The organism is Paenibacillus sp. FSL H7-0357 (assembly GCF_000758525.1).
Lineage (GTDB): Bacteria > Bacillota > Bacilli > Paenibacillales > Paenibacillaceae > Paenibacillus_AQ.
In genome coordinates this window covers 3,579,845-3,599,194 of record NZ_CP009241.1, presented here as the reverse complement: position 1 = coordinate 3,599,194, position 19,350 = coordinate 3,579,845, and the positions used below count along the sequence as shown (strand labels likewise).

23 protein-coding genes are annotated in these 19,350 nt (G+C 48.5%); 6 read left to right on the top strand and 17 right to left on the bottom strand.

The genetic code is table 11. The features are described 5' to 3' along the window. The first annotated feature begins 138 nt into the window (after nt 1-138). The gene (locus H70357_RS15635; protein WP_038591185.1) at nt 139-1,377 is read left to right on the top strand and encodes a nucleotidyltransferase; all 1,239 of its coding nucleotides are present in this window, start codon (nt 139-141) and stop codon (nt 1,375-1,377) included. Here the strand turns inward: H70357_RS15635 and H70357_RS15630 are convergent. Beyond that, nucleotides 1,367-2,404, bottom strand: a complete 1,038-nt coding sequence (locus H70357_RS15630) for a SepM family pheromone-processing serine protease (protein ID WP_038591182.1) — start codon at nt 2,402-2,404, stop codon at nt 1,367-1,369. The genes H70357_RS15635 and H70357_RS15630 overlap by 11 nt on opposite strands. Before the next feature lie 154 nt (nt 2,405-2,558). On the opposite strand from H70357_RS15630, the gene H70357_RS15625 reads away from it, so the two are divergent. Further along, nucleotides 2,559-3,788, top strand: coding sequence for a nucleoside recognition domain-containing protein (locus tag H70357_RS15625; RefSeq protein ID WP_052092054.1), 1,230 nt, complete (start codon nt 2,559-2,561; stop codon nt 3,786-3,788). Here H70357_RS15625 and coaD read toward each other — a convergent pair. Both coaD and rsmD read right to left on the bottom strand, forming a co-directional pair. After that, nucleotides 3,760-4,278 (bottom strand): pantetheine-phosphate adenylyltransferase, encoded by a 519-nt coding sequence (gene coaD / locus H70357_RS15620; RefSeq protein ID WP_144024236.1) that lies wholly within the window; start codon nt 4,276-4,278, stop codon nt 3,760-3,762. The two genes, H70357_RS15625 and coaD, sit on opposite strands and share 29 nt — an antisense overlap. Continuing rightward, nucleotides 4,262-4,870: a 16S rRNA (guanine(966)-N(2))-methyltransferase RsmD gene (gene rsmD / locus H70357_RS15615; protein WP_038599635.1), complete on the bottom strand. Its 609-nt coding sequence runs from the start codon at nt 4,868-4,870 to the stop codon at nt 4,262-4,264. The genes coaD and rsmD overlap by 17 nt, the downstream gene beginning before the upstream one ends. A 1,187-nt stretch (nt 4,871-6,057) precedes the next feature. Between rsmD and H70357_RS15610 the strand changes: the two genes are divergently transcribed. Then, on the top strand, nt 6,058-6,537 hold the full coding sequence (locus H70357_RS15610) for a ferritin-like domain-containing protein (protein ID WP_038591176.1): 480 nt from the start codon (nt 6,058-6,060) through the stop codon (nt 6,535-6,537). A 178-nt stretch (nt 6,538-6,715) separates the two neighbouring features. Here the strand turns inward: H70357_RS15610 and H70357_RS35305 are convergent, their stop codons facing one another. Next, nucleotides 6,716-6,874, bottom strand: coding sequence for an ASCH domain-containing protein (locus H70357_RS35305; RefSeq protein ID WP_331281766.1), 159 nt, complete (start codon nt 6,872-6,874; stop codon nt 6,716-6,718). 535 nt (nt 6,875-7,409) lie between these two features. On the opposite strand from H70357_RS35305, the gene H70357_RS35890 reads away from it, so the two are divergent. Continuing rightward, nucleotides 7,410-7,595, top strand: a complete 186-nt coding sequence (locus H70357_RS35890) for a hypothetical protein (protein ID WP_156130876.1) — start codon at nt 7,410-7,412, stop codon at nt 7,593-7,595. A gap of 483 nt (nt 7,596-8,078) precedes the next feature. On the opposite strand, the gene cysK is transcribed toward H70357_RS35890, so the two are convergent. The 8 genes from cysK to H70357_RS15570 all read right to left on the bottom strand — a co-directional run bounded on the left by cysK (nt 8,079) and on the right by H70357_RS15570 (nt 14,488). Beyond that, nucleotides 8,079-9,017: a cysteine synthase A gene (gene cysK, locus H70357_RS15600; protein WP_038591173.1), complete on the bottom strand. Its 939-nt coding sequence runs from the start codon at nt 9,015-9,017 to the stop codon at nt 8,079-8,081. A gap of 34 nt (nt 9,018-9,051) precedes the next feature. Beyond that, nucleotides 9,052-9,504: a GNAT family N-acetyltransferase gene (locus H70357_RS15595; RefSeq protein WP_038591171.1), complete on the bottom strand. Its 453-nt coding sequence runs from the start codon at nt 9,502-9,504 to the stop codon at nt 9,052-9,054. Nucleotides 9,505-9,632: 128 nt separating this feature from the next. After that, a complete protein-coding gene (locus tag H70357_RS36645) occupies nt 9,633-9,767 on the bottom strand; it encodes a YjcZ family sporulation protein (RefSeq protein WP_218642515.1) in 135 nt (44 codons plus the stop codon). 159 nt (nt 9,768-9,926) lie between these two features. Further along, on the bottom strand, nt 9,927-10,349 hold the full coding sequence (locus H70357_RS15590) for a hypothetical protein (RefSeq protein WP_038591168.1): 423 nt from the start codon (nt 10,347-10,349) through the stop codon (nt 9,927-9,929). Between the two features lie 136 nt (nt 10,350-10,485). Further along, nucleotides 10,486-10,764, bottom strand: coding sequence for a holin (locus H70357_RS15585; protein ID WP_038591166.1), 279 nt, complete (start codon nt 10,762-10,764; stop codon nt 10,486-10,488). A gap of 5 nt (nt 10,765-10,769) precedes the next feature. Beyond that, nucleotides 10,770-11,573 (bottom strand): glycoside hydrolase family 73 protein, encoded by an 804-nt coding sequence (locus H70357_RS15580; RefSeq protein ID WP_038591163.1) that lies wholly within the window; start codon nt 11,571-11,573, stop codon nt 10,770-10,772. 520 nt (nt 11,574-12,093) lie between these two features. Further along, nucleotides 12,094-13,725, bottom strand: coding sequence for a sensor domain-containing diguanylate cyclase (locus tag H70357_RS15575; RefSeq protein WP_038591161.1), 1,632 nt, complete (start codon nt 13,723-13,725; stop codon nt 12,094-12,096). A 157-nt stretch (nt 13,726-13,882) separates the two neighbouring features. Then, complete coding sequence (locus H70357_RS15570; RefSeq protein ID WP_038591158.1) at nt 13,883-14,488, bottom strand: pentapeptide repeat-containing protein; 606 nt, start codon at nt 14,486-14,488, stop codon at nt 13,883-13,885. 127 nt (nt 14,489-14,615) lie between these two features. Between H70357_RS15570 and H70357_RS15565 the strand changes: the two genes are divergently transcribed. Further along, nucleotides 14,616-14,990: a PilZ domain-containing protein gene (locus H70357_RS15565; RefSeq protein ID WP_038591155.1), complete on the top strand. Its 375-nt coding sequence runs from the start codon at nt 14,616-14,618 to the stop codon at nt 14,988-14,990. A gap of 154 nt (nt 14,991-15,144) precedes the next feature. On the opposite strand, the gene H70357_RS15560 is transcribed toward H70357_RS15565, so the two are convergent. The 5 genes from H70357_RS15560 to H70357_RS15540 are packed head-to-tail and all read right to left on the bottom strand — an operon-like array spanning nt 15,145 to nt 18,669. After that, nucleotides 15,145-15,876: a hypothetical protein gene (locus H70357_RS15560; RefSeq protein ID WP_038591152.1), complete on the bottom strand. Its 732-nt coding sequence runs from the start codon at nt 15,874-15,876 to the stop codon at nt 15,145-15,147. Further along, on the bottom strand, nt 15,870-16,571 hold the full coding sequence (locus tag H70357_RS15555; RefSeq protein ID WP_038591149.1) for an ABC transporter ATP-binding protein: 702 nt from the start codon (nt 16,569-16,571) through the stop codon (nt 15,870-15,872). The genes H70357_RS15560 and H70357_RS15555 overlap by 7 nt, the downstream gene beginning before the upstream one ends. 13 nt (nt 16,572-16,584) lie before the next feature. Next, nucleotides 16,585-16,959, bottom strand: coding sequence for a GntR family transcriptional regulator (locus H70357_RS15550; protein WP_038591147.1), 375 nt, complete (start codon nt 16,957-16,959; stop codon nt 16,585-16,587). Continuing rightward, nucleotides 16,959-17,705 (bottom strand): ABC transporter permease, encoded by a 747-nt coding sequence (locus tag H70357_RS15545; RefSeq protein ID WP_038591145.1) that lies wholly within the window; start codon nt 17,703-17,705, stop codon nt 16,959-16,961. The genes H70357_RS15550 and H70357_RS15545 overlap by 1 nt, the downstream gene beginning before the upstream one ends. After that, on the bottom strand, nt 17,698-18,669 hold the full coding sequence (locus H70357_RS15540) for an ABC transporter ATP-binding protein (RefSeq protein WP_156130875.1): 972 nt from the start codon (nt 18,667-18,669) through the stop codon (nt 17,698-17,700). The genes H70357_RS15545 and H70357_RS15540 overlap by 8 nt, the downstream gene beginning before the upstream one ends. A 295-nt stretch (nt 18,670-18,964) precedes the next feature. Between H70357_RS15540 and H70357_RS15535 the strand changes: the two genes are divergently transcribed. Continuing rightward, nucleotides 18,965-19,336 carry a hypothetical protein gene (locus tag H70357_RS15535; protein WP_038591143.1) on the top strand — a complete coding sequence of 124 codons (372 nt, stop codon included), beginning with the start codon at nt 18,965-18,967 and terminating at the stop codon, nt 19,334-19,336. Nucleotides 19,337-19,350 lie beyond the last annotated feature (14 nt).

Sequence of the window (19,350 nt, the reverse complement as noted above, 5' to 3'; positions counted from 1 at the left end):
CAAACAAACAAAATTTATTATACCTATTATTACCGAACTTTGTCAACCATTTTCCCTTTATATTGTTTCAGAAAGAGGGACAATTTATGATATAACTATTAAATCACCATATTTCTCAGAATACGGAGTGAAGCAGCTGTGACAACCGTCGGCATAATAGCAGAATACAACCCTTTACATAACGGGCATGTCCACCATTTCAACGAAGCCAAAAAAATCTCCGGCGCGGACAGCGTGATCGTCGTCATGAGCGGCCCGTTCACCCAGCGCGGCGAGCCGGCTGCGGTCAGTAAACGGGCCCGCACGGAGATGGCGCTGCATATGGGCGCCGATCTCGTGATTGAACTGCCGGTCGCTTATGCGCTTCAACCGGCAGAGTGGTTCGCCTTCGGAGCTGTATCCCTGCTGGAAGCGACCGGGGTCGTGGACAGCCTGTGCTTCGGCTCCGAAGCCGGCACTTTGGGTGAGCTGCTGCCGCTGGCCGGATTCCTGGCCGAAGAAAGCAGCGAGCTTCAGAGCGAGATCCGCCGCCTCATGGCGCTAGGCACAAGCTTCCCCGCCGCATACAGCACAGCAGCGGCGGCAGTCTGGGAAGGGTCTCTCCCGGGAGAGGAGAAACCCTTCGATGCCGAAGAACTGCTGCGGCAGCCGAACAACAGTCTCGGCCTGCATTACCTGATCGCCCTGCGGCGGCTCGGCAGTGTCATCAGACCTCTTACCGTGCCGCGCACTGGCGCAGGCTTCCATGACCCGCTGCAGGCGGGGTCTTCCATTGCCAGCGCCACAGCGATCCGCCGGCTTCTTAATGAAGGCGGCTCACCTGCAGAATTCATGCCAGAATATAGCGTGTCCATCCTGGAAAGAGAGCATGCAGCCGGCAGAGGCCCTTTGAACCTGGAAGACTTCCGCATCCAGCTCCGTCATGTGCTGACTACGCATACTGCCGCAGAGCTGAGGTCCCTGCAGGATATGAATGAAGGGCTTGAGAACCGGCTGCTGAGAGTCATGCCGCAGCTTGAACAATTCTCGGTCAGCGCATTGCTGCAAGTATTAAAGAGCAGACGCTACACGCATACACGGCTGCAGAGATTGCTGCTGCATGCCCTGCTGAATCACAGCAAGGAGGAAATGACACCTTCCCGGCTGGCCCAAGGCCCCGGCTACATTCGGGTTCTGGGGTTCAGCGAGAGCGGCAGAAAGCTGCTCAAGAATATGAAGAGAAGTGCCTCTCTTCCCGTTGTCCTGAGTCCTGCCCATTTCTCACATCCGATGCTTGAATGCGATCTCCAAGCCTCCGCCGCGTATGCCGGAGCTTTCGCCAATCCTCTGCGTACTGATTTGTACAGCGATTTCTTACTGCCGCCGGTTAGGGTTTGACCGGCAGCTCTTCCATATATTTCAGCGCGTCATCCAGAGTGGATACAGGCACCAGCTTCATTGAGGTGCCTATTTTATCCGCTCTGGCTTTGGCTTCATCATAATTCTTAACCGGCACGAAAAAAATCTCCGCATCCTCCCGGTCTGCAGCAACAATCTTATGCTTCACTCCGCCAATGGCCCCTACCTTGCCTTCAGCGTCAATAGTTCCAGTTCCCGCTACCCGGTGTCCTTTGGTTAAATCGCCTTTAGTAAGTTGGTTATAAATTTCCATCGTAAACATTAGGCCAGCCGAGGGTCCTCCGACACTGGTATCCACAAAGCTGACCGCTTTTCCTGCGTCCTTCGGCTGTACCTTCTGCACCGCGCCAATCACAACCCCAAATCCTGGGCGGCCCGCCGCAGTCTCCTTGTCTTTAACCTCCACCAGTGTTACCTGTTCCTTGACTTCCTTACCACCCCGCTGCAGTACGACTTCTACCTGATCGCCAACCTTGCTTGAGGAAAGCAGTTTGGAGAGCGCAGTGGGGTCTGGCACAGTTTGCCCTTGAACACGGATGATTTTGTCGCCTATTTGAAATTGGTCCTGGCTGCTTTCCTCCGGAACCGAGAAGACATACAGATAGTCTACAACATCCTCATAAGGAACGCCCGCAGCATGATAGGCAGCCTGAACGGAAGCAGACTGGGAGCTGCTCATATAATATACCTGCTCAGCCGCATATTCCTGCTCACTCTTATCCCCTAGCCTGGTCTCTTTCAATACGACTTCCGCATTGGAATTAAACGCAGAAGCCACTAATAGGGCAACATTGGCGTAGCTCGCTGATACGGTCGTCATCATGAATGTGCCCTGCTCCTGCGGATCGGCATTCTCCACCTTGATCATCGGCGCCACCTCTGAGGCACTGCCCGGCTGATACACGAGATATGGAGTATTCATAAATACTGCAACATAGAGTATAACCACAAAAGTAAACAAGTAGGCTATGGCGCGAACGCCTACCCGGCGTTTCAGTTGCCTCAATGCAATTCCCTTCTTTCCCCGCGGCTCTATGCTTATGTCTCCAAATAAACTTCGGAGCTGTATCCTCTCCGCTGTGGCATGATGGTTGTCTGCCCTGCATAAATTGATAACAGTCTCAGCCCATGTCCTAAGTTATGAAGAGGTGATGCTCATAATGAATAACTTTAAAATACGCCGGTTCACTTCAGCCTCGGTTCCCTTTCTGTCCGGGGCCGTTGCCATTGTGCTCGCCATTGCGATTATCTTATCGCCGGAGTCCTCCTTCCAGGCTTCCCTTCAGGGTCTGAAGCTCTGGTGGACACTTGTCTTCCCGGCGCTTCTGCCCTTTCTGATGTTATCAGAAATGCTCACAGCCACGGGATTCGTGCATGGACTCGGAGTACTGCTGGAGCCGGTGATGACCAGGATTTTCCGTCTTCCGGGGGCCGGAGGCTGGACACTCGCCCTCGGAATGACCGCCGGTTTCCCGGCTGGCGCAGGCGGTGTGCAATTGCTGCATAAGCAGGGCAGCATTACGGACAAGGAGGCCGGACGCTTGGCTTCCGTCGCCCACTTCGCCAGTCCGGTTACGCTGCTCATTGTAGTCGGCGTTGCTTTTCTGCACAGTCCTGCCGCCGGATATACCCTGCTGGCCATCCACTGGATTTCGGGACTTGCCGCAGGCGTAACCGCGACCCTGCTCACAGGTCGGGCGAAAACCGAAGCTCCGATGGTAGTTCCATCACAGCGCAAAACGGCTTCATTGCCCAGACGGATGCATCAGGCAGTATCAGAAGCCCGGGCAAAAGATGGCCGCGGATTCGGCAAGCTGCTCGGCGAATCCGTCTCAACTGCCGTTCAGAGCCTGATGGTTATCGGCGGCTACATGATTATGTTCGCTGTTGTCATAAATATTGCTACTTCTCTAGTACCGCAGCTGCCTCCTGCTTTGGCGGCAAGTTTTCTGGAGATTCATCTCGGAGCAAATGCACTGACCTCAGAACTGACAGCACCTCACGACTTTAGTTCCATGGGGATCACAGGCCTGGCCCTGCTATCAGCTGCTCTCGGCTGGAGCGGAATTTGCGGCCAGCTCCAAGCACTTACCTTGCTTAAAAGGGCGAAAATCTCTTTCCTGCCTTATGCCGCCGTCCGCTTGCTGCATGGAGTATTTGCCTTTGCTTTTACCCTATTATTATGGAACCCGCTGATGAATCTCCGTGAAACCGTACTGCCGGCGGTGGCGGGTCCCGAGGTTGCCGAATCGACCGCAACACTTGGAGCATTGAACGTATGGAGCGTAGTCCCCCAGCTGCTTGGCCTGCAATCGCTGCTGCTGATGATGATCATCGCTCTGTCTGCCGCTGTATCTGCTGTTACTTGGCTCCGCCGTCTAAACGGCTGAATTTAAGCTTCATTGCCTGTTCTACCTCAGGGGTCACAAAATCCGACACATTCCCGCCAAAGTGGGCGATTTCCTTGACCACACTTGAGCTAAGGTAGGAATATTTCGGATTGGTCATCATAAAGATCGTTTCCGCTTCAGGGTCCAAATTATGATTAATGGATGCGTTCTGCAATTCATATTCAAAGTCAGTGACCGTACGGATCCCGCGGACAATGACTTGAGCGTCCTTTTGGCGAAGATAATTAACCAGCAGATCGCGGAAACTGTCAACCTCCACATTTGGAATATCCGCAGTGGCCTGCCGCAGCAGCTCCGTACGCTCTTCTACCGAAAACATCGGATTCTTGCTTAGGTTGTTAAGCACGGTAACAATCAGTCTGTCGAATTGTTTGGCTGCACGCCGGATAATATCCATATGTCCCATCGTAACCGGATCAAAGCTCCCGGGATAAATGGCAACACGTTCTTTTCTAATTTGCAGACTCATCATTACCCTCCTTACCACTCACAGCCTCTTCACGGAGAGCGGATTCATACTGATAGATTGAAATTGTCGTCTCGCCGTATACAGCCTGTCTGGTTCTATAGAACCCCGGAATATCCTCCGGATAGGCATAGCCTGATTCATGCTCCAGCACGATGACCGCATCTGATCTGAGCAGACCTTTTTGCGCCATCGCCATCATCAGCTCATCCCCATGCTTCAGCCTGTACGGCGGGTCCAGGAACACAAGATCAAACGAACGTCCCCGCTTCTCCAGCGCGCTAAGGGCTCTGCCGGCATCATTGCGGTATACCTCAGCTTGCGCTTCCAGCTTAGCTGCCTTCAGATTCGCACGCACCGTGTCGATGCTTTTCTGCTCCATATCCACAAATACCGCACTGTCCATCCCTCTGCTCAAGGCTTCAATGCCAAGACCGCCAGTACCTGCGAACAAATCAAGCGCTGCCCCGCCCTCAAAATAAGGACCGATCATACTGAACACCGCTTCTTTTACCTTGTCGGTTGTAGGCCGCGTTCCGCTGCCCGGAACACTCTTCAGGGGCCTCCCCTTTGCACTTCCCGATACAACTCTCACCAATTATTCACCTGCTCTATGTCTCTGTTTATTATGCCGATTAAGGCACAAGTCCAAGCCTATAGTACCACAATTGTCTATTGAAATAAAAAGATTGTCTACCGTTGTCACATTGAGGCCGGCAGATTTTTTTTAACGTCCACAGGTATAAGACTGGAGCAACCGGGACATCATGTAACTATCGACATCACAAAATGTCGTAGACAACCGCGGAGCAGGCTTACGTTTCCCCATAAGCTCTTCGTCCGGTTTCTCCTCTCCCATGAAAGAGGCCCTAGAAATAGGGCCTCGATTTTTGTTCTATAAAGCCTTATGTAACAAAGGATCGTCTAAATTTCGCAATAAATGGTTTTGAGCAAAAATAATGAATTGAGTGCTGATTGGGTGCATTTTCCCGAATTGTTTTCTTCTATACACCTGAAGATGAAGCATGTCGTTTAATGGATTTACGGAGAATGTAGTTAATTTTGTTCTCAGCTACCAATTCCCAACCTTCCATCGAAAGGTCATTGAAAGCTTGAATTCATCATCAGATTCTCATGATTTTCAGCCTGGAAGACCCATGTCTCTTCTCCATTTTCAACAATAGATTGCCCTTGTGATAATACCCCGTACTCATAACACGAGATTATCTTGCCTCTATGCTTTCTTTGTAGCATAAGATCACTCCTATCAATTTCGATTTGAATTAATACCCTCCAACCATTCAATAAAACCCTGCTTTGGCACGACCAATCTCCGCCCTATCCTAATGAAATGGAACTGTCAGATTCCACCAACATGTCTGCTTGGTTTCTCCCTATCTTCAATATCCCCTCAACATGTATAAAGATGGAGCTCCGGTTATTAAAGGACCGAAGAACAAACACTTCGAATCGGTGGACAAAGCTGCTGCCGATGTATTCGACGATATGGTTAAACCTGCAAAACGGAAAACATAATTGGGTGCAATCTTGGGTGCCAAATTCGCAAAAACGACCAAAAAACAGTTATTTGACTCCTCAGCACTATTTATGAAAAGCCTAATGTACCAAGGGTTTCACGATTTCAAAGAAGCTATAATTCGCTCATGATACTCCTACTCCCAGGAATAGTTTTTTAAGAAAAAAGAGAAATCATGCACATCTTGGGCTAGTGTGCATATGATTGCTGGTAGAATACTTACAAACTATTGGAGGGTTTAGCTCATGTATATGGTGTATCCGTATTGGTTCCGATCACAATTTGTCCCCATTTGGGCAACTTCAACTCAAGATGCACTTGAATTAATGAGGAATTCAGTCCAAGGGGAGCGAAATGATGAACTTTTTTATGACCAACTCATAAAACTTGCTCCGAACCACGAACAAGCTGAAGTGATTACCTCTATCCGGAATGATGAACGAGGGCATAATCAAATGTTCCGACAAATGTACAGGGAATTAACAGGACATGAAGTGACAGGAGTTAGCAGCGAAGTTCCTGAACATGTTAATTCGTATATTGCCGGGTTGCAAAAAGCCTTCCAAGGTGAATTGTCTGCTGTTGAAAAGTATCGAAAGATATGGTTCGGCCTTCCATACGGCGTTTATAAGGATACTTTGTACGGAATTATCCTCGATGAGCAGAAGCATGCAGCGAAGTATAATAATCTATTACTACTAAATTCAGTCGCAACTCCGTACTAATTACATGGACTACCCATTCATAATTACACGGTTCTATTCTTTATACTAAGCGTGATACATGCTGTCTCTGCCCTCTCAAATGGGCTATCTAAGCTTTAATTTTGCCAGCCTGGCAACAGCGATTACACACCCAGTCAGCAGGTTATCAGCTGTATATCCATGGCGGGCAAGCACGCTTTTAAAAAGGCCCCTGTTGGCTGATTTCCCGGTCCACCTTCTTCCCGGCGTGGATTACCAGCTCACCGCGGTGTTTTGTCACCCATCTGCGATTTTCAAATCGCTTCTCCCCAAGCTCGATCAGTGTCGCCCAGGGCTGTATGATGGTTACAGCTTTCATACCTTTGCCGCATATCAGTCCTTCTTCTCGTGATATAGAAACTTGCGTCCACGGCTGCCGATCTCTCAAATCAGCCTATTTGCCGTTTCGATGCGTTCCGGCGCCGGGAAAGCTTCCTCGTCGGGCCGCGGCGTCGATTGACCTATCTTACGGCAGCGAAGCATCTTCAGAAACTCGAAATAGGTTAGTCGGAGCATGGGTCTGAATATTCATGGTACTTAGCAGATTCCACTTTTCCATGTGTCAGCCCGCTTCGAATAACAAAATAGGATTCATATTCGCCGACTTCACCCAGATAAGTGATTTCATATACGTTCAAGGCTTTGCCCTTACGAAACTAAATTAGATAAGTCGAGTAGAATTGTTAAATACTTGAAATCGAGGGCTTGGGAGTAGGAATCTGCTTTGCTGTTGCTTTTGGATTCGCTTTCCACAACATTGCATTAGGTATGGGATTAAAATAACTGCTGCTGTAACCACCCGCCATTTGCGTATCTCTCTATAATCGTATTAATTAAAGTTAGGAGGGATATTTATGAACAAACAAACCAGAATTTATCTAACCCGATTACAATATGGTCTTGCTATAGCCGGATTGTTTTTCATACCATTTGATTCCACCTTTAGACCATCGATTATTCTATTTGGCTTATCTACACTTGTTAGCACTTACGGCTTTGATTCTTATATTCTATCCTGCTCTTTTACCGTTGTTATATGAAAAAGGTACTAGATATAGGGCCTCGATTTTTGTTCTAAACAGTCCCTATCTTAATCCATATATCCTAATACATAGGGACAAAATCCTCTATCTCTTTAGGTTTGACCTCTTCTATTTCACTTATTGAACCACTGTTGCTTAATGCCTCACTTAATTGTTTTGTACAACCATAATATTCTAATAGCTTCCCATTAAGTAAACGAAAATCAGTATGGTATAGATTGATGATGTTTTGACTATTTCTTTTGGCTTCTAACACATTGTCATTCGAAAGACATTCAATGAAACAGGCAGTGAAAAAAATAAAACCCTACCAGCGGCAGGGTATATACACTTAAATCTCGCTCCAACTTACAGTAAGTTTAACAACACCATCCCGGGGAGCTGAGGCCCAACAAGATTGGACCAAATCTGCTTAATATTGGGTTGCCCCTTGAATAATCAGATTCTTTTTATCGTCGGAGTTACGTCCTGCAGAAGAATTTATTCCTCGTCATCAAAAAGTGGTGTAGACAAGTAGCGCTCTCCCGTATCCGGCAGGATAATAACAATGTTCTTCCCTTGATTCCCGGGGCGTTTGGCTATTTGCGATGCGGCATACACAGCTGCTCCGGAGGAAATTCCAACAAGAAGGCCTTCTGTTCTGGCCAGACTGCGCGCCGTTTCGTATGCCTCCTCGTTCTTAACCTGAAAAATTTCGTCCACCACGTCTTGGTCAAAATTATCGGGCACAAAATTGGCTCCAATGCCCTGGATCTGATGCCCTTTTGGCTTGCCACCGGAAAGGACCGGCGAATCTGCCGGCTCGACAGCAATTACTTGCACGCCCGGTTTTCTTGCTTTTAATACTGCTCCGACACCAGAAATGGTTCCCCCAGTACCTACCCCAGCCACAAAAATGTCCACTTCCCCGCCGGTATCCGTCCAAATTTCTTCTGCAGTTGTGTCGCGGTGAATTTGTGGATTGGCCGGATTGCTGAACTGCTGTGGAACGAAAGAATTCGGGATTGCTGCAGCCAGTTCTTCCACCTTGGTAACCGCGCCTAACATCCCTTCAGCCGCCGGGGTCAAAATAAGCTCAGCTCCAAGCGCCTTCAGCAGTTTGCGGCGTTCCACGCTGAACGATTCAGGCAGCACGATCATCAGTCTGTAACCAAGTGCAGCAGCCGCAAAAGCTAGTCCAATCCCGGTATTTCCGCTGGTAGGTTCAATCAATACTGAATCTTTTTGGATCAGCCCTCTGGTTTCAGCATCTTTGATCATCGCAAAGCCGATACGGTCCTTTACACTACCAGCAGGGTTAAAGTACTCCAGTTTCCCGATAAGCTTAGCTTCAACCTGATGAGAATTGCTGTAATTTGCCAGCTCCAGCAGCGGTGTATTGCCAATCAGATCGGTTAGATTCTTATAAATAGTTGTCACAACAATTCCTCCAATAAGTTAATGATACAGCGAGTCATATATCTAGGGATAACCGTAGCATATCTCTGCATTGTATGCCATTCTCATAGATCTCTTCAGGATAATGTTTTGTAAAAAAATCCATATCCACGGCCACTATTCTGAAGCCGCATTTCTGGTACAGCGCAAGCTGCCCTACACTTGAATTACCGGTGCCCACTTCCATCACGCTGTACCCTTCTTGTCTGGCAATCTGTATGGCGTGCATCACCATTTGTTTACCTATTCCTCTGCCCTGCTGCTCTTCAGCAACCGCAATATTTACCAGTTCAACCGTAACAGGTCTTGTCGGCAGCAGCACATACACTCCCACAACGTCCTCTTTGTCAACTGCGAGATAACAATCACCTCTTTTTGCATAATCCTCCACTTTCGGCAGAGAAGGATCAGCTGACAACAGCAGCTCCAGCGGCAGACTTTCACCGTTTTTTATTTTTCTGAAATCCATAACGATCTCCTTATTAAGGTATTATCCTCAAATATAAGTGTTTTGGTGCATTATGTAAATCGGACTAGACACAGAAAAAAGCGCGTCCCCGGCAAAAAGCCCGGGAACACGCCGATGTGCTATCCAGCTTAGATGAAACAGGCACTCAAAATAATGACCAACAGGATATAAAGAACAAGAATTGCACCTGTTGATGTAAAAGGACTTACCGGACAATTATGAACGCCACCAACATTACCACCGTATCCGCAATCTGCACCCATGAGATTACCTCCTTCATAATGATTACTACAAGGTAGAATATGTATTGGCTGGCTTAACAGATTGGGCGAAACGGTCAAAATTTAGGCCACGGCAAATGTATATGTAGAGGTCTTGTCATAACCAATATTTCAGGCATGACAAGACACAGTAACCTTAAATTAATCGGAGACCAGAATGCCGTCAAAGCTCTCCGGACCGACACGAACCGTGCCGAGCAGGTTGGAACTAACGAAAGCAGTGTACGTCAATTGAGGAGTTATCGGCGGGTTAAAGTCTGCAGCTGAAAACGTGATGACTTGTGGCGCCAAGACGCTAAGGCTAAACGTAGAGGTAGCAGAATATACAACCGGATCGGTACTAAGCGTTCCTCTCACTATTGTAATTGTAATACCCGCCAGCGCCAGCGGAAGCGTCAAAGAGATTGTTCCTTTTAACAATACTCGCGGATTCGTCGTAGCACCTGCGGTGACCAAGCCAATTTGTCCGAACAGCTGCGGAGCATTCAGCAGCAGAATCGGAATGGCAATAGAGTTCGCTATGCTCGCGTTCTGCGAGGTTCGAGCATCAAGATAAGTTCCCATGATGAGCCCCCCCTTCCTTTCTTGCATATTTCATTGTATTAAGAGAGATTACTTATTGCTTGTACATAACACCATTAGGTTCAATGATTTATAGTAAATCTTTAATAGATTCGGAAGAATCAGCAATCACAGGATATTAATCTTTAGTTGTTCCATCCCTTTTGTTAAAAGCCAGTTCAAACAGACCTGTGGCGGACAATCCTGCCAGTCCGCCTGCCCACAGTCGCAGCACCAGATTCATATCTGTAAAAGGATAGGCAACGGCCCCGACTAATAATCCTATTGCCAGACCAACCGCCGGTACAAGGTTGCGCGGAAGCTTCACGCTATTCTTCACAAGCTGAACGAGAGCCATTACAAATACGGCTAACACCGATGCGAAAGCAAGCACATTGTTAAGCGCATCGTTATACATGACGTTCACCCCTCCTTCCGGGATGACAGCAATCCCGCCCGATGCAATACTGTCAGAACCCGGTAAAAATCCAAGCTGCCGCCGGCAGGCGTATCCAGCAGTCCCGCCGCCACTGCTGCACTGACAGCCGACTCCGCCCATGCCGGGACATTCATCACCATCCGGCCTTCAATTAGGGAAAGGCGCTCAGTCGCACTAGTGATCGCCTGCCCGTGCTCCTGTACATCTGTCTTCAGCATATCTCTGCTGACTGCAAGATCGGACAACAAAATCCGCAGATCTTTCAGTTCTTTTTCCAGACTTGCAAGCTTTTGCTTATCTTCCGCCGACATCTCATCCTCCTCCTTAATTTCATCATATGCGTACAAGTTATAGGTATTCATTATCTGAATCAGCTTTGCCGCATACTTGGGATCAGTCGCATATCCCGCTGCGGCAATTTCCCGTGCGGCCTTTTTTCCATCCGCACCAATCACCTTGCTGTATAGGGTGTGATTCCATGAGACCCCGCCGATGATCAACGCAGAATGGTCGGCCACAGATTCACCCCAGTTATTGTAAGCACGGAAGGCTGCAGTCACCTTCACCGCTTTGCCGTCTCTGTACTCTGTTGTCCGTACCGCCACACTTCCGGCAGGTCCGCTGCCTTTAATGCCAAAGAGGTTATTGGATTTAACCGTTAGACTGCTGTTCCCCCAACTGGATTCCAGCGCTGCCTGCGCAATGGTCAGCGAGGCCGCAATATGACTGCGCTTCATATCTTCGACTGCGTAGGGTATAATTCTGGAAATAAATTCGGTCTCCGTCATCTCATCACATCCCTCCCTATATTAAATGCGCATTCTGCCAAATAGCTTGTGCTTATTCCTATGAATTCAAGATAGATGTTTAGCTAAGTGAATAAAGGGGTAATGAATTATCAATTGTTTATCCTACACCATACATAGAGCAACCAGCTTTAAGATAAACAGCCCTGATTTTACCAAAACTTTACCTGGATTTGATAGAAAAGCTATTGTTAGTTACTAAAATTTGGGGTAGTATATAGTGAAAATTAACTATTTAGGAGGGTCTATTGGACTATGCCATCATATTATTTTAAAGAGTTGTGGACACCCCTTAGATGGTTTGGCATTAAATTATTTCATGATGACGAAGGGAGCCTCTGGATCAAATGGTGGGCTTCCCCCCGAAAAAAATTGCGCTAAGGTTTTCACTAACAACTAAGAATCTCATTAGAATAGCAACACAAAAAAACCTTTCTTAGGGTACAGCGGCAGGTTAACCGCTATATCTACACAGAAAGGTTTTTTGGCTGCACAGCGCCTATTAGCAAGCGGCTTCAAATGTAATCCGATTTTTGCCGCTGCGTTTAGAAATATATAATGCCTCGTCCGCCAGCCGCAGAGTTTCGGCTGTATCCAAGCAGTCTGGAGTCCATACGGCTGCTCCGACACTGCATCCGACCTGTATGGTATCGCCTCCAATGACGACCGGCAGATTAACTTTGCTGATGATGCGCGCTGCAACAACCTCCGACTCCTGCATGGGTTTGCTTGCAGAAGTATGCAGAATGATCACAAATTCATCTCCGCCCAGACGGGCAACGATTTCATTGTCTCGGGTGCACTCCCGCAGCCGCACAGCCACCTGCTGGAGCAGAACATCACCGGTAGCATGGCCGAAAGTATCATTCACTTTTTTGAATCCGTCCAGATCCATATACAGAAAACTGAGGGTTGTCCGGTTCAATTTAGCCTTGTTCACCGCGTGAACCAAAAATTCGTTCAATCCGGCCCGGTTCGGCAGCCCTGTTAGCACATCGTGCAGAGCCATATCCGACATATAGCTCAGCTTATTCTCTGTTTTGGTCAGATTGCTGACCAGATTCCGCAGTGAAGTTGACAAGATGGCCACATCCTTAAAGCGGGACAAGGCGGGGATTTCCACATTGGCACCAGAGCTGAGCAAATCTGCCGTTTTGGCAATTTGATTCAGGGGACGGGCAATCCATCCGGCAAGCAGCCAGCCCAGAATTCCGAAAATCACCGCAGCTGCCAATCCACTTAATATGATAAATCTTTCGAGCTGGTGTACCGTTGCGAAAGCAACATCTGTGGGCTGACGAACTAGCACTGACCAGCCCAAACCCGGATAATTCAAATAACCGTCCCCGTAAGCGTATCCAGTCAGGTAAGAATCTTTTCCGCTGCCGCTGTCCACGATCCATGAATTTCCGCCTTCCCGGGCTTTCTGCAGCGTTTCATTCGCCATTTTCTTTCCCACCAGCCCAGAGGGTCCAAGCAGTATAGTATCATCCTTCTGGCTGACTACGAAGATTTCCACATCTTTCATCCGTTCTTTGAGCGGGTCCAGAATGGATTTCTCTACCTCACGCGACCACTCCCAGCTCAAATGCGCTGCCAGTACACCATTAAGCATTCCCACCTTGTCGTAGACCGGGACACTCACGTCCACGAATTGCAAGGCTTCTCCGGATGGATTAGGCAGGAGCTTTGCCAATAACACGGCATCATGCACATCACCCGTGAACAACCCCTTCCGGCCTTCCTGAAATACGGGTCTTTGGCTGATATCCTTTCCAAGGAGAATGTTGTCCGTTGCGGAAAGCACAGTTCCCTTCGGGTCAAGGTAACCGACCCAGGTGAACACCGGCAGGCTGCTCTTCAATTGATTCAGCAATCCGCTGATTTCTTGAGTGTCCAGCGGCTTCTGGAAAGCGTTAAGCTTGCTCAGCACTTCCACTTCCCCGGAACGCGACCACATGAAATGATCCAGTTTCTCCGACATTTGATATGCTTCTGCAGCAAGCGAGCCCCCGATACTTACCTCCACAGATTTCGTAGCTTGATTCCCGATTACATAAATAAGCAGTGCAGTCAGCAAGATAATAATTACCGCAAAGGCACTGGCAAAAAAAGTCCGCAGGTTAAACGTCATGCACATTCTCCCCATATCTTTCGCAGAATAGTGTCGATAATTTTTTTATCGGATAAAGCCGCAGGAATTATAAATCTGCAATCTTAAAGTCTGCCTTGTAGACAGAGAAACAGCTCCGCCCTTATCTTACAGAGCGGAGCTGTTCGCGTATCCAATATCAGCCGACTTTAGCCCCCAGCGAACGTGCCAGCAGCACCGCCTGTTCCACATCGAGCCTTACTCCCTTTAAGTCCAGGCTTTTCAGGTCAATCCCTTCCAGCTTAGCATCCCTTAGATCTGCTCCCGCAAGCTTGCACTGGGCCAGTTGTACCCGGCTTAAATCCGCACCGCGCAGATCGCATTTTTGCAGATTGCAGCCAAGCATGTCCGCCTCAGCGAACCTGATGCCCCGCAGGTCCTGCCTGCTGAGGTTAATATGCCGCAAATTGGTGTAAGACCAATCCCCGCCGATCAGCGTAATGCCGTCCATATACGCATTGGAGAAATCGGAGCCGACCATTTTGCAATCCTCGAATTTAGACACAAACAGATTTGCCCCGGAGAACTTGCAATTGGTAAACGCCGCTCCTTTATGTAGCGAGGCATTGAGCAATGCGCCGGTAAAATCACAATCCACAAAACGGCAGCCGCCGGAAGTCATTTCTTCCATAGAAGCTCCCTTGAAAGAACACCTATCAAACGTACAGCTGTTCAGTTCTCCATCACGCAATTCGGCGTAGTCAAAATTATGCCCGGTAAAATTTTCATTGTCATATTGATACACGGGGTATCTGCTCCTCTCTCGTTTCAACAAATAAGTAAAACTTTTCTTTTTAAAAAATAGCACTTTAGGAGATTGTTCAAATGAAACCATTTCGTTATAATAGCAAATAAACTAGCGGAGGTGAACAATGGACGACTCCAGCAGAAAAGAACCGTTCCGATATGTAATGAACCAGCCCATCGAATGCTGGCTTGAACTTCCTGCTGGTAACAACGGTCCCGGGGCAGGCAAGCTTACGGAAGGCGTACTGCTTGACCTTAGCCGTTCAGGGTGCAAAATCCGAACTTCGCTGAATCTCCGCTTCACTGCAGGCGATACGAAGATAATTATCCACTTTCAGCTGGCAGAAGACAAACTTCAGTTTGTGGGAAGTGTACGCTGGGGCTGGATGTTCGGGCTTGGCCAATATCAATATGGGGTGAGACTGGATTTGCAGGAGGATGAAGAAGAGCAACTCCTGCGGGAGCTCGAAAGCTGGACTAACACGCGCAGCGCCCAGTAAGTTGGTTAATAGGACACAGCCGGATGTCCTCCTTCGAGGACGTCTTTTGCTGTGCAAACACGAAAAGCAGGGCAATTAGCCCTGCTTTTGTTCGGCAGCAAACGCCGCATGAGTAGTTAGTATCCCCAGCCTCCCTCCCAAATGGAGCGGCGGTTTAAGCCTCCACCCTTCTCTTCAGCAGCACGTTCATCGCATAGATTAGAATAACTGCAACGGCCGCTTCAAATAACATAGGCCAGTAATTAAGAACTGGGTAGGAGAATGTAATCCCGCTGCGAACCGAGTCCGCATCAAGAACATCAAACTCGAACATGCTCTCCACACCCGCGAGAGAACTTTTAAACATCAGCTGTTCAAGATAAGACAGCCCGTTCTGGAGTACCACCAATACAGCGATGATGATCCATATCTTTCCTCTGACCCGCACACTATTGGCCACCGTGATGGCAAACATAATGGAGATCAGCATTAAACCGGAGAACCAGATAAGCTGCAGTATGCAGTTTAGGGCAACCGGCCAGAAGTTTCCCGGGAGGAAATCCGCCGAATATACGAGAATATAGATCCCAAGATGCAGGGTTGCGATGATAACAACGGATAATAGCAGCGTCCAGCAGAGCAGCAGCGGTGACAAGATGGTATACAGAGAACTCACTGGCAGAAGCCGGCGGTGATAAGATTTCAAATTGCGGCCAAAGGTAATCGCGCTAGTGAGCAGGAGGCTGATCCCCACTACGACATACGTGGTCAGATTGATTGCGACCAATTGAACCCCCATGTGTCTGTTCCAATACCATGTGGCGGCATGCACCAGAATTGCGATTACAAAGTACGCAAGAATCCGGTCACGGCTCCGTCTAAAATCGTATTTTATTAGCTTCAGCATTCCGCATACACCTCTCTGAACAGCTCGTCAATGCTTTTTCCCCGTTGCAGCCTTAACTCCTCCACATCACTTTGCAGAATGATTTCTCCTTCTTTTATAAAAATAACTTCATCAAATATCCGTTCAATGTCTGTTACCAGATGCGTCGAGAGCAAAATGCTGCTGTCTTCCTCGTAAAATTCCATCAGCGCATTGAGAATTTTCGTCCGCGCCACAGGGTCCACTCCGCCAATAGGTTCATCCAGCATGTATAAACTCGCCCGCCGCGAGAGGACCATGGTCAGCTGCAGCCGTTCGTTCATCCCTTTGGAGAGCGTCTGCACCCTATCCCGTTCACTAAGCTTCATAAACTCCAGCATACGTTTGGCTTTGACCGGGTCAAAATCCGGATAGAAGTCACGCTGAAATTTCATCGCATCTCCCACACTCATCCAAGGGTCTGTCAGGGGCCGGTCCGGCATAAACGAAACCAATGCTTTGCTTTGTTTCCCTACCGGAACACCGAGCACAGACACACTGCCTGAGGTTGGCTGTGCCAGCCCGGCAATCAGCTTCATGAGTGTACTTTTCCCGCTGCCGTTGCTGCCGAGCAGTCCGGTGATTCTGCCTGCACCGAGTTCAAAAGAAACCCCGCGCAGCGCCTGTTTTGAGCCGTATTTTTTAGTAACCTGTTGTACTTGAAGTATACTGTCCACCCTGGCAATCCCCCTATTTACTATTCCTTTGTGCAATATTCTCCGCCACGACCGTCAAGATCTCTTCTCCCTGGAAACCCAGCTCCTCCATGCCGCGGATAAACCGGTCCAAGACATCCTGGGCCATCTCTTTTTTAATGGTCATAATGGTCTCTTCCCTCCCCGTAACATATCTGCCCATACCCCGCCGTGTTTCCACAATCTCTTCACGCTCCAATTCTTGAAAGGTTCTTTGCACCGTGTTTGGATTTATCTGCAATTCTGCGGCCAGTTCCCGCACCGAGAGGATTTTATCGCCGGGTTTCAGCTTGCCTGTGATAATCTCGCCTTTGATATAATTCATGATCTGAATATATATGGGCTGGTTGTTGTCAAATTCAATGGTCATCAAGCAACGTCCCTTCGTCTGAACACCACAAACCCCGCCAGCAGAAACGCAATCAGATAGACCGCCAGCATTACAATGGAAAAGCCAAGAGTCATTCCCGGCAACGGCGCTGCGTTGTTGTGGTAGACATTAAGATTTATATTCGGAAACAGAAAGTATTTGTAAAAATCACGGTAAATAACTACTTTATCCAAGGTCAGTGCAAACATCGTAATCCCGATGGTCACTCCTGTGGAGGTCGTCAGCACCCCGATCATAAACGCCAGCGTTACATATACGACCGTGTACACGCAGCCGTACAGCAGCGAAAGTAGTATGTCTCTTATTCCCGCTTCTCCCCCGCCAACGTCAAACCAAATGGCACCCGAGAGATAGACAGCCACGGCGGCAACTGCGGTCAGACTCAGCGCGAACAGCAGTACCGTTACATACTTGGAGGCTAGAATAGCCATACGGCTGCGTGCGCGGATAAGCAGAAACTTGATCGTTCCTTGGCTATACTCCTTGGATACAATCCCCGCTGTTCCAATGATGGCGAGTATAGCGATGACCTGGCCTATTCCGGTTGGCTGCAGCATCACCGCCGTAAACTCGGAAGCAGAGGCGAATGACTCTTTGGAAAAAGCTTTGATCATATAGCCTAACAGAAGCGGCAGCAGAATCAGCAGTACATGCGGCACGAAAAAAGAACGTTTCTTCGACAGCTTCAGCCATTCATTCAGCACCAGATAGTTAAATTTACGCAATTCGGTTGCCCCCTGTCCATTTCAAGAAATCTTCCTCAAGGCTTTGTTTGTTCTCCGTAATCCGGTATACGCCGACATTGGCTCTTCCCAATGCCTCAACGAGCTCAGGCACCCTGATGTCCTGCAGCCGTATGTTTAGTTCAGAACGGGCCTCATCCACGCTGCCCAGCCCCACTCCCTGCAGCTCTTGTATAACTCGTTTTGCCGCTTCCATCCCGCCTACCCGGACAGTGAGTGACACTTCTCCTTCCGTCTCTTCCCCGGCACCCAGCTTGGTTACCGTCACCAGCTTTCCGTTCTGAATGACAACGGCCCGATGGCAAATTTGTTCAATCTCTGCAAGCATGTGGCTAGAAATGAGGATGGATATCCCTTCAACTTCAGCGATTGTCCGCATATAATCACGCATTTCGCGTATTCCCGCAGGGTCCAGGCCATTCGTCGGCTCATCCAGAATCAGCAGCTTCGGCGAATGGAGCAGTGCCTGGGCGATACCGAGCCGCTGCCGCATACCAAGTGAATAAGCCTTTACCTTCTTGCCCATCGCTTCATGCAGTCCAACCAATTGCACAACCTCTTCAATCCGCGATTCCGGAACATCATCACTCATCCGTACATACTGCTTCAGATTATCCAGCCCGGTCATATGCGGATAAAACTCAGGGTTCTCGATAATCGCTCCGATATGGGCTATTGCCCGGTTGAAATCATTGCGGATGCTATGTCCTTGAACCAGCACATCCCCTTCACTCATCTTGATCAAGCCGGTCATCATGCGGATCGTCGTTGTCTTTCCGGCACCGTTAGGTCCGAGCAGCCCGACAATTTCTCCTTTGCGGATGTCAAAAGACAGCTGATCTACTATCGCCTTTCCTTTGATAACCTTACTGACCTGATTCATCTGCAGCACAATGGAATCTTTCCCTTGTGTTGCAAGTCCCTGTGTACTCATTGACTGTTTCATAGCAACCTCCTGAAAAAGTAAAAATATTGGAGAAACAAATACCGTGTCGGTGTGTTAGTTACATAGTACACTAGTGACGATGTGATGTAAAGCCATTTTTTAGGAATTAGGTGTCATTAAAAGGCGGTCCCATAGTTCCTCGTCCAAGACTTCCTCTCAAGCAAACATAGAATAGTAGTGGAATGAGCTTCAGCACATGCTGATTTCACAGAACTTAAACCCATGCTTCCGAAGTCAGTTTTGTACGCTGAAGATTCTGGACGCGATGCTCACAAAACTTTTAGGAGGAATAAAAATGAAACGAGCGGTCCATATTTCCCAAACTTACCCGCGGCTCACAGTATACTCGGAAGAGAACTACAGGGGACGGAGCAGAATTTATACCGGCAATCTCGGGATCCGTAATACAGACAACATTCTCGACGGAATCGAAAGTCTGCGCTTCTTCTCCACCAGCAGCAATGCTACGCTTGTATTGTTCAGCAGAACCCGCTTCAGAGGCATTTTCCGTGTACTGCGTGGAAATCACAACATCCGAGATCTGGATGATTACATCAACGGCAATGACGTGGAATCAATCATCTCCACCAATCAAAGGCTGACGTTAGCGCAAATCCGCAATATCCGCGACAGCGGAGAGCTGCCTGCCGGATATCGTCTGATCTAGAGTTTATGCCTTGC

What these genes read in the sequence shown, in the direction of transcription:
- H70357_RS15625 (WP_052092054.1), top strand. Translation starts at nt 2,559, where the DNA reads ATGAATAACTTTAAAATACGCCGGTTCACTTCAGCCTCGGTTCCCTTT.
- coaD (WP_144024236.1), bottom strand. Translation starts at nt 4,278, where the DNA reads ATGAGTCTGCAAATTAGAAAAGAACGTGTTGCCATTTATCCCGGGAGC.
- H70357_RS15610 (WP_038591176.1), top strand. Translation starts at nt 6,058, where the DNA reads ATGTATATGGTGTATCCGTATTGGTTCCGATCACAATTTGTCCCCATT.
- H70357_RS35305 (WP_331281766.1), bottom strand. Translation starts at nt 6,874, where the DNA reads ATGAAAGCTGTAACCATCATACAGCCCTGGGCGACACTGATCGAGCTT.
- H70357_RS35890 (WP_156130876.1), top strand. Translation starts at nt 7,410, where the DNA reads ATGAACAAACAAACCAGAATTTATCTAACCCGATTACAATATGGTCTT.
- H70357_RS15595 (WP_038591171.1), bottom strand. Translation starts at nt 9,504, where the DNA reads ATGGATTTCAGAAAAATAAAAAACGGTGAAAGTCTGCCGCTGGAGCTG.
- H70357_RS36645 (WP_218642515.1), bottom strand. Translation starts at nt 9,767, where the DNA reads ATGGGTGCAGATTGCGGATACGGTGGTAATGTTGGTGGCGTTCATAAT.
- H70357_RS15590 (WP_038591168.1), bottom strand. Translation starts at nt 10,349, where the DNA reads ATGGGAACTTATCTTGATGCTCGAACCTCGCAGAACGCGAGCATAGCG.
- H70357_RS15585 (WP_038591166.1), bottom strand. Translation starts at nt 10,764, where the DNA reads ATGTATAACGATGCGCTTAACAATGTGCTTGCTTTCGCATCGGTGTTA.
- H70357_RS15580 (WP_038591163.1), bottom strand. Translation starts at nt 11,573, where the DNA reads ATGACGGAGACCGAATTTATTTCCAGAATTATACCCTACGCAGTCGAA.
- H70357_RS15575 (WP_038591161.1), bottom strand. Translation starts at nt 13,725, where the DNA reads ATGACGTTTAACCTGCGGACTTTTTTTGCCAGTGCCTTTGCGGTAATT.
- H70357_RS15565 (WP_038591155.1), top strand. Translation starts at nt 14,616, where the DNA reads ATGGACGACTCCAGCAGAAAAGAACCGTTCCGATATGTAATGAACCAG.
- H70357_RS15560 (WP_038591152.1), bottom strand. Translation starts at nt 15,876, where the DNA reads ATGCTGAAGCTAATAAAATACGATTTTAGACGGAGCCGTGACCGGATT.
- H70357_RS15550 (WP_038591147.1), bottom strand. Translation starts at nt 16,959, where the DNA reads ATGACCATTGAATTTGACAACAACCAGCCCATATATATTCAGATCATG.
- H70357_RS15540 (WP_156130875.1), bottom strand. Translation starts at nt 18,669, where the DNA reads ATGAAACAGTCAATGAGTACACAGGGACTTGCAACACAAGGGAAAGAT.
- H70357_RS15535 (WP_038591143.1), top strand. Translation starts at nt 18,965, where the DNA reads ATGAAACGAGCGGTCCATATTTCCCAAACTTACCCGCGGCTCACAGTA.